Here is a 12,910-nt window from a genome sequence, read left to right as displayed (position 1 = left end):
AGCGTTCGGCGCTCCGGACCGGACGGCGGCCACGTTCCGCCCTCCGGCCGGGCAGACCGACGGCTCCGGTCACCGCGCCTCACCACCGGGGGGTCGTGGCGTCCTGGTCCGGGTCGCCGCCGAGCGCCGCGATGCCGAGCCAGTCCGCGCAGACGTCCGAAGTGGCCGGGTGCAGCGAGCCGCACCGGGCGTCCCGGTAGAGGCGTTCCAGCGGATGGCCCCGCCGGGTCACCGAGGTGCCGGCCGCCTCCACCATCGAGGCCGCCACCTCGGCCGCGGTCGTCCCGGCCAGCAGCTTCGCCCGCCACACCCAGCGGTTCGTCTCGACGTCGCCCGGCGCCTCGTCGACCCGGCGGGCCGCCTCGCCGACCGCGAGCTGGGCGGCGGCGGTGGCCGCGTCCGCCCGGCCGACCCGGGCGCGTACCGCCGGCAGGCCGTCCAGCCCGCGTGCGGTCAGGTGCTCCACGGCGGCGTCGACCGCCGCCCGGGCCACCCCGACGTAGACGGCCGCGTAGCTGGCCACCAGCCAGTGCGGCATCAGCTGGGCGACCACCAGGGCCAGCCCCTCCACCCCGCCGAGCAGCCGGTCGGCCGGCACCGTCACGTCCAGGTGCAGGTCGTGCGAGGCGGTGGCCCGCATCCCGAGCGAGTCCCAGGTCGGCTCGACGTCCAGCCCGTCAGGACCGGCCGGGACCAGGAACTGCGACACCACCGACTGGTCGGCGACACTGCGGGCGGCCACCAGGTAGGCGTCGGCGTGTCCGGCGCCGGAGCAGAAAGTCTTGGCCCCCTTGATGTGGTAGCCGCCGTCGACCGGCTCGTACGTCGTGGTCAGCTTCGACAGCCGGGAGCCGGCCCCGCGTTCGGACATCGCCACCGCGTACCACGCCCCGGCCGCCGCCTCGGCGAGCAGCCGGTCCCGGGCCGCCAGCGCCTCGTCGGGTACGCCGAGTGCCTCGGCCAGCTCCTCGGTCAGCGCGCCGAGCGCACCGGTGACCGAGGCGTGCATGTTGAACACCAGCGCGGTCGCACCGTTGCCCCGGGCCAGCTCGGTGGCGACCGCGGCGTATCCGGCGAAGCTGGCGCCCAGCCCGCCGAGCTTCGGCGGGACCATCAGGCCGAGCAGTCCGGCCGAGCGCAGGTCGGCGAAGTCGTGCACCGGAAAGCTGCCGTCCCGGTCGTGTTCGGCCGCCCGGGCGGCGAAGCGTGGCGCCACCCGGCGCGCCGCTGCGAGCGCCTCCGCCGTCATCCGTCTCCCTTCCGCACCCGGCCCGGCGGCCGGCGCTGCCGACCGTAGCTATCCCTGTCTGGTGCCCCACCCCTGATAGAGCACCGCCGCCGACCAGGTCGGCACGATCCGTGGCGCGCCCACACCGGCCCGCCCGACTGCACCCACACCGGCCCGCCCGACCGCACCCGCCCCGGCCCGCTCGTTCCCGACCGCACCCGCCCCGGCCTGCCCGTTCCCGGCCGCACCCGGCCCGGACTGCCGGTCTCTTGCCGCACCCGGCCCTGCCTGGCCGTCTGCTGCCACACCCGGCCCGGCCGGCCGGACGGCGCGGCGGAGCAGCCAGCGGGCGGTGCCCCAGACCGCCGGCCGGATGCCCCGGACCCGCAGCGCGATGCCGTGCCGGGCACACTCCCGGACCAGCTCCCCGGCGTCGACGAAGAGCCGGGGGTCGTGGATCCCCCGAGGCACCCCGGGGAAGAGTTCGGCGACCCGGACCGCGAGCAGCCGGCTCAGCACGGTGGCGTTGAGGGTGTCCAGCACCAGCGTGCCGCCGGGGCGGAGCAGCCGGCCCGCCTCGGCCACCACCCGCCGCCAGTCCGGTACGTGCTCCAGCACCTCACCGGCGGCCACCACGTCCGCGCACCCGTCGGCCAGCGGCACCGCGGCGACGTCCCCGTTGACCGGGACGACCCCGTGCGCACCGGCCTGGACGAGCGCGGAGCGGACCAGGTCCACCCCGACGTGCCGGTAACCGCGCCCGGCCACCCGGGGGGCGAGCAGCCCGGCGCCGCAGCCGAGGTCGACCAGGATCGCACCGGGACGGGCTGCCGGCGGCACCAGCGCGGCCCGCGCCTCGGCCAGCCAGTGCAGCATCGCGAAGGCGCCGTCCGGCTGCCACCACTGGTCGGCGAGGTCGTCGTACTGCCGGGGGTCGTTGCGGGGCAGCCGGCGCGACCGGGTGCCGCCGGCCGTGGCCCCGGACGCGGAGACTCCGGGCGCCGTGGCGCAGGGCGCGGTGGTGCCGCTCGTCGCCCTGGTCCGCGCCGTCCGCATGTGACCGAGCCTGGCACGACCCAGCGGTAACAACCAGACTTCCCATATGTCGCATGTGGTGTTAGGGCTGGTCCGGGCAAGCCACCCCGAGCCGGCGGTCGCGGTGACCACCGTCTCGGCCCTGCTCGCCTGGGGTGTGGGCCATTCGCCCGGCGGCATCGCCGCGATCACCCTCACCGTGCTGGCCAGCCAGCTCGCCGTCGGCTGGGTCAACGACCGGCTCGACGCCGACCGGGACGCCGCGGTCGGGCGCCGGGACAAGCCGGTGGCCAGCGGAATGGTCGGTCGGCGGCTGGTCGGCACCGCCGGGACGGTCGCCGCCGTACTCACCCCGCTGCCCGCGTTCGTCCTCGAACCGGCCGCCGCCGCGGCGGCCACCCTCGCCCTGGTCTCCGCACTGCTCTACAACTGGCCACTCAAGTCCACCCCGTTCTCGGTGCTGCCGTACGCGGTGTCGTTCGGGACGTTGCCGGCGGTCGTCGTACTCGGGCTGCCCGGCGCACCGGCTCCGCCGGCCTGGCTGGTCGCGGCCGGTGCGCTGCTCGGCGCCGGGGCGCACTTCGCGAACGTGCTGCCGGACCTGGCCGACGACGAGCGGACCGGGGTCCGCGGCCTGCCGCACCGGCTCGGCCCGGCCGGCTCCCGGCTGGCCGCCGCCGGGCTGCTGCTGGCCGCCACCGCCACCCTGGTGGTCGGGCCGCCCGGCCCGCCGTCCGGGGCCGGCCTGGCGGCGGTCGCGGTCGCCGCCGTGGTCCCGCTGCTCGGCTGGTACGCGGGCCGGGCCGCCGCCGCCCGGGGCGACCGCCCGGTGGCCGTCTTCCGGGCCGTCATGCTCGTCGCGCTGATCGACGTGGTGCTGCTGGTGTCCAGCGGCCGGGTGGTCTGACCCGCTCCCACCCACCGGCCGGCGCCCGCTCCCGCCCAGCGGCCGGTACCGCCAAGCCCGGCCGGCCGGGTTACCGGGTCGGCGCACGGGAGCCGATCACCGCCCACTACCCTGGAGCCCGCCGGGCCCGGGTACGGCCACCGTGCCCGTTACGCCGGCCCGCCGAATCGACACGGCGACCGGATTCGCATGAAGGAGGACCAGGTGACGCGCTCGATCAGGGGGGCTCGGCGAGCCGCTGCGGTGCTGGCCGGTACGGCAGCCGCCGCCACCCTGCTGCTGTCCGGGTGCGGCGCGGGCCAGATCGCCGAGACCGCCGCCAAGGTGCCCACCAGCGTCGGCACCAACGCGCAGTCGGCCGACAACAACTTCAAGGTCCGCAACCTGTCGATCGACTACCTGAGCACCCAGGGTTACCCGGCCGGCGCCGACGCGCCGATGAACGTCGGCCTCTACAACGACTCCGGTCAGGCCGTCACGGTGCGGATCAGCTCCGCCGGTGCCCGCGCGGTGGTCCTGGCCGGCGCCTCGGCCACACCGACCCCGGCCGGCACCGTCTCGCCCAGCCCGGAGGCCACCGCGGGCAGCCCCTCGCCGGAGGCCACCGCAGGCAGCCCGAGCCCGGAGGCCACCGCGGGCAGCCCGTCGCCGGGCGGTTCGCCGTCGGCGGCCCCGACCGAGGGTGCCGGGGCGACCCCGTCGGCCCCGTCGGCCCCGGCCGCACCGGCGCTGCCGGCCGAGATCCCGATCCCGGCCGGCGGGTTCGTGATCCTGAACAAGGCCGTCGGCAACTGGCTCCAGCTCTCCGGGCTGACCGAGCCGCTGCCGCCGGGCGGCAACATCGAGCTGATCTTCGACTTCGGCGGCACCCAGGTACCGGTGAACGCCCCGGTGGCGGTGCCGCAGTCCCCGGCCCCGGTCAGCACCCCGGTGGTCGGCGAGGACGAGGGACACGAGTAGGACATCCGCCCGGTCGGAGTGGACGGCGGACGGCCGGGTCGCGCCGGTTCCGTCGTACGGATTGGTTAGCGTGCTGGGGTGACGACCAGCCGAGCCACGTCCCGCCCCGCCGCCGGGCGCGGTCGCGCCGCGAGCCGTGAGCCCCGACCCGCCTACGAGTGCGACGCCTGCGGGCACCAGCCGCCCAAGTGGGTCGGCCGGTGCCCGGAGTGCGGCGAGTGGGGCGCGGTCGTCGAGTCGACGCTCACCGGTCCCACCGTCTCCGGCCGGGTGGTCAGTTCCCGGGCGCCCGCCGAGCCGGCCCGGCCGATCGCCACGATCAGCGCCGCTCCGGCCCGGGCCCGCCCCACCGGCGTGCCGGAGCTGGACCGGGTGCTCGGCGGCGGCCTGGTCCCCGGCGCGGTGGTGCTGCTCGCCGGTGAGCCCGGGGTCGGCAAGTCCACCCTGCTGCTCGACGTCGCCCAACAGTGGGCTGCCGGCGCCGGCAGCCCCTCGCTGGTGGTCAGCGGCGAGGAGTCGGTGAGCCAGGTCCGGCTGCGGGCCGAGCGGATGGGCACCCTGCACGACCAGCTCTACCTGGCGGCCGAGAACGACCTCTCGGCCGTGCTCGGCCACCTCGACGCGGTGCAGCCGGGGCTGCTGGTGCTGGATTCGGTGCAGACGGTCTCCACCCCGGGCACCGAGGGGGTGCCGGGTGGCGTCACCCAGGTCCGGGCGGTCACCGCCGCCCTGGTCGCGGTCGCCAAGGAACGGGGCATCGCGACCGTGCTCGTCGGGCACGTCACCAAGGACGGCCAGGTCGCCGGCCCCCGGGTGCTGGAGCACCTGGTCGACGTGGTGCTGCACTTCGAGGGGGACAAGCACTCCTCGCTGCGGATGGTGCGCGGCGTGAAGAACCGGTTCGGCACCGCCGACGAGGTCGGCTGCTTCGAGATGCACGAGGGTGGCATCAGCAGCCTGGCCGACCCGTCCGGGCTCTTCCTGACCCGGTCCGCCGACCCGGTCCCCGGCACCTGCGTGACGGTGGCGATGGAGGGCCGGCGGGCGCTGGTCACCGAGGTCCAGGCGCTGATCGGGGCCACGGTGGCCGGTTCGCCCCGGCGGACGGTCTCCGGGCTGGACAGCGCCCGGCTGGCGATGGTGCTGGCGGTGCTGCAACGCCGCACCGAGCGGCTGACCCTGCACGACCGGGAGGTCTTCGCGGCCACCGTCGGCGGGATCCGGGTGGTCGAGCCGGCCGCCGACCTCGCGGTCGCCCTGGCGGTCGCCTCCGGCGGACTCAACCTGGCCATCGCGCCGAACCTGGTGGCGATCGGCGAGGTGGGGCTGACCGGCGAGGTGCGCCGGGTCGCCGCCGTGCCCCGCCGGCTGGCCGAGGCGGCCCGGCTCGGCTTCCGGTATGCGCTGGTCCCGACCGGTTGTGGGCCGGGCGCCAGCGGCGTCACCCCGGAGAACATGCGGGTGATGGAAGTCACCGACGTACGATCGGCGCTGCAGTCCGTGGCGCGGGTGTCGGCTGAGTAACCATACGATCACACCAGGCTGTGGCTGGTTCCGGCGTGGCATGCTTACGGCCGTTGCCACCTGCGCACGGGCGGGACGACTTCGCCCGACACATCGCCAATCAGCTACAAACTGGACACTTCGCAGCCGGGTCCCGGACGGTACCGACGGCACGCCGATGGGAGGAAGCAGGCACAGTGGCACGTCACAGTAACCGCGACAGCACCCAACGCAGGGCGGTCCGTAGAATGTCCGAGTGCCGATCGACCGCGACGCGAACCGAACCGCCAGCGCGGCTGCTGCTGTCCGCACCGGTGCCGGCACCCCGGCCCGCCCGGTCGGCGTCGGCATGACCATGAACGGGACGGGTCCGACCGGTGATCCGTTGCGGGCCAACCTGGCACTGATGGCGCCCGGCACCGCGCTGCGGGACGGGTTGGAACGCATCCTGCGTGGCCGTACGGGCGCTCTTATCGTGCTCGGCTACGACCGGGTCGTCGAGACGCTCTGCACCGGCGGCTTCCCGCTCGACGTCGAGTTCTCCGCCACCCGGGTCCGCGAACTGTGCAAGATGGACGGCGCGGTGGTGCTCTCCAGCGACGGCACCCGGATCGTCCGGGCCGCCGTGCACCTGATGCCCGACCCGTCGATCCCGACCGAGGAGTCCGGCACCCGGCACCGCACCGCCGAGCGGGTCGCCCGGCAGACCGGGTTCCCGGTCATCTCGGTCAGCCAGTCGATGCGGATAATCAGCCTCTACGTCAACGGCCAGCGGCACGTACTCGACGACTCGGCCGCGATCCTGTCCCGGGCCAACCAGGCACTGGCCACCCTGGAGCGCTATAAGCTCCGGCTCGACGAGGTCTCCGGCACCCTCTCCGCGCTGGAGATCGAGGATCTGGTCACGGTCCGCGACGCGGTTGCCGTCGTGCAGCGGCTGGAGATGGTCCGCCGGATCGCCGACGAGATCGCAGGTTACGTGGTGGAGCTGGGCACCGACGGCCGGCTGCTCGCCCTCCAGCTCGACGAGCTGATGGCCGGGGTGGACGCCGACCGGACCCTGGTGATCCGGGACTACCTGCCGACCGGCCGCAAGGCGCGGACCCTGGACGAGGCGCTTGTCGAGCTGGACCTGCTCACCGCCACCGAGCTGATCGACCTGGTCGCGGTCGCCAAGGCGATCGGCTATCCGGGCGCCTCCGACGCGCTGGACGCGGCGGTCAGTCCGCGCGGTTTCCGGCTGCTCGCCAAGGTGCCCCGGCTGCCCGGTCTGGTCGTCGACCGGCTCGTCGGCCATTTCGGCAGCCTGCAACGGCTGCTCGGCGCCACCGTGGAGGACCTACAGGCCGTCGACGGGGTCGGCGACGCCCGCGCCCGGGGCGTACGCGAAGGGTTGTCCCGGCTGGCCGAGGCGTCCATCCTGGAACGCTACGTCTGAGCCGATCCCCGGCGGTGCGCTCCTGGCCGCCGGCCGGCTGCCCAGGGCCGCGGTCGGTCAGCCGGTGATGTTGATCCGGACCGGCTCGCTGTGCTTGTCGCCGAGCCGGCCGAAGAGCTGGTAGGTGCCGGCCGCCGGATATGGCCCGGCGGCGAGCTGGTTGGCGCACTTGGAACTCTCGCGCCCGTTCCAGGAGATCGTGTACTCGTTCTCGTGGCTGGGCGGGAACGGCCGTACGTCGTTGGACCGGACCAGGCTGCACGCGTCCGACGACCAGACCTTGCGGGCCCCGGACTTGATGTAGAGCTCCTGGAGGTCGGCGCCGACGTCCCGGTTGCAGGTCCGGCCTGACACATTCTTGATCCTGAGTCGCAACTCGATCGGCTGGCCCCGCTGCGCCGAGGCCCGCGAGGGCACCGGGACCACCGACATCTCCTGGTCGGTGCACTCGTTGTCGACCGGCGGCGGTGCCGGCGGCACCTGCCCGCCGCCCACCGGCTCCACCGTGTCCCCGCCGCCGTCGTCCGGCGGCCCGTCGGACGGCTCACCGCCGCCCGGCTCGGCACCGCCGCCCGGACCACCGGGATCGGGACCGCCGGACTGGGCCGGGCCGGAGGCGGACGGGTCGATGTGCGGGGTCAGCGTCGGCGACGGCCCGGGGTCGGCGCCCTTGCCCTTGCCGTTGTCCGGCCCGCCCGTGTTCAGGCAGGAGTAGAGGACCACGACAAGGAAGAGCAGCACGGCACCGAGCACGACGGCTCGACGCCGCCAATACACGGTGGGCGGAAGGGGGCCAACCGTCAGACGCATAATGGTTTCACCGTATCGGCACGGGTGGCGCGGACCCCGGCGACGCGCCGGAGCCCCCGGGGATCACCCCCGGCGACGCGCCGGAGCCCTGGGGATCATCCCGGTGCCGGCGCCGGCCCGCCTGGGCAGCCACCGGTCACAGATAGACCTTGCGCTGGTAGACCGCGTGCGCGCCGGCCACCCGGTCCAGGAACAGCCGGCCCGCGCAGTGGTCGATCTCGTGCTGTAGCGCCCGGGCCTCGAAGCCGTCGGTGACCAGCCGGACCGCCGTCCCGGTGCCGGGCAGCACCCCGCGCACCACCACCCGGCTGGCCCGCTTCACGTCGCCGGTCAGGTCGGGGACCGACATGCAGCCCTCCCGGCCCGGCCGCCAGCGGCTCGCCTCGACGACGTCGGCGTTGCAGAGCACGAAGGTGCCGTGCGAGGTGACGGTCTTCGGATGCCCGGTCACGTCCACCGCGAAGACCCGGGCCCCGACCCCGACCTGCGGGGCGGCCAGGCCGACGCAGCCGGGCGAGACCCGCATGGTGGCGACCAGGTCGGCGGCGAGCCGGACCACCTCGTCGTCGCACGGGTCGACGGTCGCGCCGACCCGGCTCAGCACCCCGGCCGGCGCGGTCAGCACCGCGCGTACCCGGCCCGGGTGGCCGAGCAGCTCGGGGGTCCAGTCGCCCAGGCCGCACACCTCGACCATCGGGGAACCGTGCTCGGCGGTCACAGCAGGTCCGAGTCGGCTCGCCGGAGGGTGACCTCCACGTCCAGCCCGGCGGCGACCTCGGCCAGCCGGGCGGCAACCGTCTCGGCGGCCTCCGGGGGCAGCTCCACCTCGGCCAGCAGCACGTAGAGCGGCCCGGTCAGCCGGGTGGTCAGGTCGGTGACGTTGCCGCCGGCCTCGGCCAGTACCCGGGTCAGCGCGGCGACGATGCCGAGCCGGTCGGCGCCGTGCACCGCCATCAGGTACGGCTCGCCGAAGGGTGTACTCGTCGCCTCGGGGCCGACCTGGCGGACCGTCGCCACCAGCGGGCCGTCGGCGACGACCGGGGCGAGTGCCGCCTCCGCCTCGGCACCGGCCGGGCCGACGCAGATCAGCGTCATCGCGAAGTGCCCGCGCAGCCGGGTCATCGTCGAGTCGGTCAGGTTCGCCCCGAGCTGGGCGAGCGCCTCGGTCACGTCGGCCACGATGCCGGGCCGGTCCGGGCCGATGACGGTGATCGCGAGCTCGTTCATCCGGGCAGTCTGCCCGACGCGGCACCCCTCCCGGGCCCCGACCCGGCGCCCGGCCCACGCTCCGGGACGGCCGGCATGACAGGATCGACGGCGCCATGCCGACGACAACCGCGCTCGCCGCCGACGCCATCCGGTGGTACGACGAGAACGCCCGTGACCTGCCGTGGCGGGAGCCCGGCATCGGGGCGTGGCCGATCCTGGTCAGCGAGGTCATGTTGCAGCAGACCCCGGTGGTGCGGGTCCTCCCCGCCTGGCGGGCCTGGCTGACCCGGTGGCCCCGCCCCGCCGACCTGGCCGCCGACACCCCGGCCGAGGCGATCCGGATGTGGGGGCGGCTCGGCTATCCGCGCCGGGCGCTGCGGCTGCACGAGTGTGCGGTGGCCCTGCGGGAACGGCACGGCGGCGAGGTGCCGACCGGGTTGGACGAGTTGCTGGCCCTGCCCGGCATCGGCAGCTACACGGCACGGGCGGTGGCGACGTTCGCGTACGGGCAGCGGCACCCGGTGGTGGACACGAACGTCCGTCGGCTGGTGGCTCGGGCCGTCGCCGGTGAGCCGGACGCCGGACCGGCGACCCGGCCGGCCGACCTGGTCGCCACCGAGGCGCTGCTGCCGGCGGTGCCGGAGCGGGCCGCCCGGGCCAGTGCCGCGTTCATGGAGCTGGGGGCGCTGGTCTGCACCGCCCGGTCGCCCCGGTGCGTCGACTGTCCACTGGCCGCCCGGTGCGCCTGGCGGGCGTCGGGGCGTACCGCGCCGGCCGGGCCGTCCCGCCGTCCACAGCGGTACGCCGGCACCGACCGGCAGGTCCGGGGCAGGCTGCTGGCCGTACTCCGGGAGGCGACCGGCCCGGTGCCCCGGTCCCGACTGGACCTGGTCTGGGCCGACGACCTGCAACGCTCCCGTGCCCTGGCCGGGCTGATCTCCGACGGCCTGGTGGAGATGCTCGGCGACACCTGCGTACTGGCCGGCGAGGGCCGCACCGACGGGTAGTCCCGGCGCCCCCGCCGCAGAGCCGAGAACGGGTTCGGCCCGGTGGCGACTGCCACCGGGCCGAACCCTACTTAGCTGAGCTGCCGCTCGGCTACTCGTCCGCGCCGGCCGCGGCGGTGTTGCCGAGGTCGGCCGGCACCGCGTCGGGCACCGGAACCGGCTTGTCCGCGCCGCGGAACACCAGCTTGGACTTGTCGATGTCCTCCGGGTCGCCCTCGCAGTCCACGACCACGATCTGGCCAGGGGTCAACTCGTTGAACAGGATCCGCTCGGACAGGTTGTCCTCGATGTCGCGCTGGATCGTCCGACGCAGCGGCCGGGCGCCCAGCACCGGGTCGAAGCCCTTCTTCGCCAGGTACTTCTTGGCGTTGTCGGTCAGCTCCAGCCCCATGTCCTTGTTGCGGAGCTGGGTCTCGATCCGCTGGATCATGATGTCCACGATGTGCAGGATCTCGCCCTGCTTGAGCTGGTGGAACACGATCGTGTCGTCGATCCGGTTGAGGAACTCCGGCCGGAAGTGCTGCTTCAGCTCGTCGTTGACCTTCTGCTTCATCCGCTCGTAGTTCGAGTCGGAGTCCTCGGAGGCCTGGAAGCCCATCGAGACCGCCTTGGCCACGTCCCTGGTGCCCAGGTTGGTGGTCAGGATGATGACCGTGTTCTTGAAGTCCACGATCCGGCCCTGGCCGTCGGTCAACCGCCCGTCCTCCAGGATCTGGAGCAGGGTGTTGAAGACGTCCGGGTGGGCCTTCTCGATCTCGTCGAAGAGGACCACCGAGAACGGCCGGCGGCGCACCTTCTCGGTGAGCTGGCCACCCTCGTCGTAGCCGACGTAGCCGGGGGGCGCCCCGACCAGCCGCGAGACCGTGTAGCGGTCGTGGAATTCGGACATGTCGAGCTGGATCAGCGCGTCCTCGCTGCCGAAGAGGAACTCGGCGAGCGCCTTGGAGAGCTCGGTCTTACCGACACCGGACGGGCCGGCGAAGATGAACGAGCCGGACGGCCGCTTCGGGTCCTTCAGGCCGGCCCGGGTACGCCGGATGGCCTTCGAGACCGCGCGGACCGCGTCCTCCTGGCCGACGACCCGCTTGTGCAGCTCGTCCTCCATGCGGAGCAGCCGGGAGGTCTCCTCCTCGGTGAGCTTGTAGACCGGGATGCCGGTCCAGTTCGCCAGCACCTCGGCGATCTGCTCGTCGTCGACCTCGCTGACCACGTCGAGGTCGCCGGCCTTCCACTCCTTCTCCCGCTGCGCCTTCTGGCCGAGGAGCTGCTTCTCCTTGTCGCGCAGCTGGGCGGCCCGCTCGAAGTCCTGCGCGTCGATCGCGGACTCCTTGTCGCGGCGCACCTGGGCGATCCGCTCGTCGAAGTCACGCAGGTCCGGCGGCGCGGTCATCCGGCGGATCCGCATCCGGGCGCCGGCCTCGTCGATCAGGTCGATCGCCTTGTCCGGCAGGAACCGATCCGAGATGTAGCGGTCGGCCAGCGTCGCCGCCGCGACCAGCGCGGCGTCGGTGATGGAGACCCGGTGGTGCGCCTCGTAGCGGTCCCGCAGGCCCTTCAGGATCTCGATGGTGTGCGCCAGCGACGGCTCGCCCACCTGGATCGGCTGGAACCGCCGCTCCAGGGCGGCGTCCTTCTCCAGGTGCTTGCGGTATTCGTCGAGGGTCGTCGCGCCGATGGTCTGCAGCTCGCCACGGGCCAGCATCGGCTTGAGGATGCTCGCCGCGTCGATCGCGCCCTCGGCGGCACCCGCACCCACCAGGGTGTGGATCTCGTCGATGAACAGGATGATGTCGCCACGGGTGCGGATCTCCTTGAGCACCTTCTTCAGGCGCTCCTCGAAGTCACCGCGGTAGCGCGAGCCGGCGACCAGGGCGCCCAGGTCAAGCGTGTAGAGCTGCTTGTCCTTGAGCGTCTCCGGCACCTCGCCCTTGATGATCCGCTGCGAGAGCCCCTCGACGACCGCGGTCTTGCCGACCCCGGGCTCGCCGATCAGGACGGGGTTGTTCTTGGTACGGCGGGAGAGCACCTGCATCACCCGCTCGATCTCCTTCTCCCGGCCGATGACCGGGTCGAGCTTGCCCTCCCGGGCGGCCTGGGTGAGGTTGCGGCCGAACTGGTCCAGCACGAGGCTGGTCGACGGCGCGGCCTCGCCCGGCGCGGTGCCGGCGGCTGCCGGCTCCTTGCCCTGGTAGCCGGAGAGGAGCTGGATGACCTGCTGGCGGACCCGGTTGAGGTCGGCGCCGAGCTTCACCAGGACCTGGGCGGCGACGCCCTCGCCCTCGCGGATCAGCCCGAGCAGGATGTGCTCCGTACCGATGTAGTTGTGGCCGAGCTGCAACGCCTCGCGCAGCGACAGCTCCAGCACCTTCTTGGCCCGCGGCGTGAACGGGATGTGCCCGCTCGGCGCCTGCTGGCCCTGGCCGATGATCTCCTCCACCTGCTGGCGGACGCCCTCCAGGGAGATGCCGAGGCTCTCCAGGGCCTTCGCCGCCACGCCCTCACCCTCGTGGATGAGGCCGAGCAGGATGTGCTCCGTACCGATGTAGTTGTGGTTGAGCATCCGGGCCTCTTCTTGGGCCAGGACGACAACCCGCCGCGCTCGGTCGGTGAACCGCTCGAACATGCCCTCGTGCTCCTCACGTGCCGTGCGCACTCGATCTTGATGGTCCAAGCATCGTGGCGGGGCCACCACCCGGACGTCCGGGGCGGACGTCCGTGCTCCCTTACTCTATCGCCGCCAGCCGACTCTCCCGAGGTCGTGTGTTCCGCAGAAGAGGTCGGTACGCGACGTTTTTCCCAACCGCCCACGCTCA

11 protein-coding genes are annotated in these 12,910 nt (G+C 73.9%); 5 read left to right on the top strand and 6 right to left on the bottom strand.

Features of this window, described 5'->3' with window-relative positions:
• Nucleotides 1-79: 79 nt before the first annotated feature.
• Nucleotides 80-1,249: an acyl-CoA dehydrogenase family protein gene (locus O7626_RS36600; protein WP_278065512.1), complete on the bottom strand. Its 1,170-nt coding sequence runs from the start codon at nucleotides 1,247-1,249 to the stop codon at nucleotides 80-82.
• A gap of 48 nt (nucleotides 1,250-1,297) precedes the next feature.
• A complete protein-coding gene (locus tag O7626_RS36595) occupies nucleotides 1,298-2,284 on the bottom strand; it encodes a methyltransferase domain-containing protein (protein ID WP_278065511.1) in 987 nt (328 codons plus the stop codon).
• Nucleotides 2,285-2,330: 46 nt separating this feature from the next.
• Between O7626_RS36595 and O7626_RS36590 the strand changes: the two genes are divergently transcribed.
• The 4 genes from O7626_RS36590 (at nucleotide 2,331) to disA (ending at nucleotide 7,071) form a co-directional block, all read left to right on the top strand.
• A complete protein-coding gene (locus O7626_RS36590; protein ID WP_278065510.1) occupies nucleotides 2,331-3,170 on the top strand; it encodes a UbiA family prenyltransferase in 840 nt (279 codons plus the stop codon).
• Nucleotides 3,171-3,374: 204 nt separating this feature from the next.
• Nucleotides 3,375-4,130: a hypothetical protein gene (locus O7626_RS36585; protein WP_278065509.1), complete on the top strand. Its 756-nt coding sequence runs from the start codon at nucleotides 3,375-3,377 to the stop codon at nucleotides 4,128-4,130.
• Nucleotides 4,131-4,208: 78 nt separating this feature from the next.
• Nucleotides 4,209-5,654 (top strand): DNA repair protein RadA, encoded by a 1,446-nt coding sequence (radA, locus tag O7626_RS36580; protein ID WP_278065508.1) that lies wholly within the window; start codon nucleotides 4,209-4,211, stop codon nucleotides 5,652-5,654.
• Nucleotides 5,655-5,889: 235 nt separating this feature from the next.
• Nucleotides 5,890-7,071, top strand: a complete 1,182-nt coding sequence (gene disA, locus O7626_RS36575; RefSeq protein ID WP_278065507.1) for a DNA integrity scanning diadenylate cyclase DisA — start codon at nucleotides 5,890-5,892, stop codon at nucleotides 7,069-7,071.
• Between the two features lie 57 nt (nucleotides 7,072-7,128).
• Here the strand turns inward: disA and O7626_RS36570 are convergent, their stop codons facing one another.
• The 3 genes from O7626_RS36570 to O7626_RS36560 all read right to left on the bottom strand — a co-directional run bounded on the left by O7626_RS36570 (nucleotide 7,129) and on the right by O7626_RS36560 (nucleotide 9,108).
• Complete coding sequence (locus O7626_RS36570; RefSeq protein WP_278065506.1) at nucleotides 7,129-7,881, bottom strand: hypothetical protein; 753 nt, start codon at nucleotides 7,879-7,881, stop codon at nucleotides 7,129-7,131.
• Nucleotides 7,882-8,017: 136 nt separating this feature from the next.
• The gene (locus O7626_RS36565; RefSeq protein ID WP_278065505.1) at nucleotides 8,018-8,575 is read right to left on the bottom strand and encodes a peptide deformylase; all 558 of its coding nucleotides are present in this window, start codon (nucleotides 8,573-8,575) and stop codon (nucleotides 8,018-8,020) included.
• Between the two features lie 20 nt (nucleotides 8,576-8,595).
• Nucleotides 8,596-9,108 (bottom strand): ACT domain-containing protein, encoded by a 513-nt coding sequence (locus O7626_RS36560; protein WP_278065504.1) that lies wholly within the window; start codon nucleotides 9,106-9,108, stop codon nucleotides 8,596-8,598.
• Nucleotides 9,109-9,203: 95 nt separating this feature from the next.
• On the opposite strand from O7626_RS36560, the gene O7626_RS36555 reads away from it, so the two are divergent.
• A complete protein-coding gene (locus tag O7626_RS36555) occupies nucleotides 9,204-10,097 on the top strand; it encodes an A/G-specific adenine glycosylase (protein ID WP_278065503.1) in 894 nt (297 codons plus the stop codon).
• A 91-nt stretch (nucleotides 10,098-10,188) separates the two neighbouring features.
• On the opposite strand, the gene O7626_RS36550 is transcribed toward O7626_RS36555, so the two are convergent.
• Nucleotides 10,189-12,720: an ATP-dependent Clp protease ATP-binding subunit gene (locus O7626_RS36550; RefSeq protein ID WP_278066485.1), complete on the bottom strand. Its 2,532-nt coding sequence runs from the start codon at nucleotides 12,718-12,720 to the stop codon at nucleotides 10,189-10,191.
• Nucleotides 12,721-12,910 lie beyond the last annotated feature (190 nt).

Source organism: Micromonospora sp. WMMD1102, from assembly GCF_029626265.1.
Classification (GTDB): domain Bacteria; phylum Actinomycetota; class Actinomycetes; order Mycobacteriales; family Micromonosporaceae; genus Plantactinospora.
Note: the sequence above shows the minus strand (reverse complement) of the source record. Positions and strands in the feature narration are given on the sequence as shown.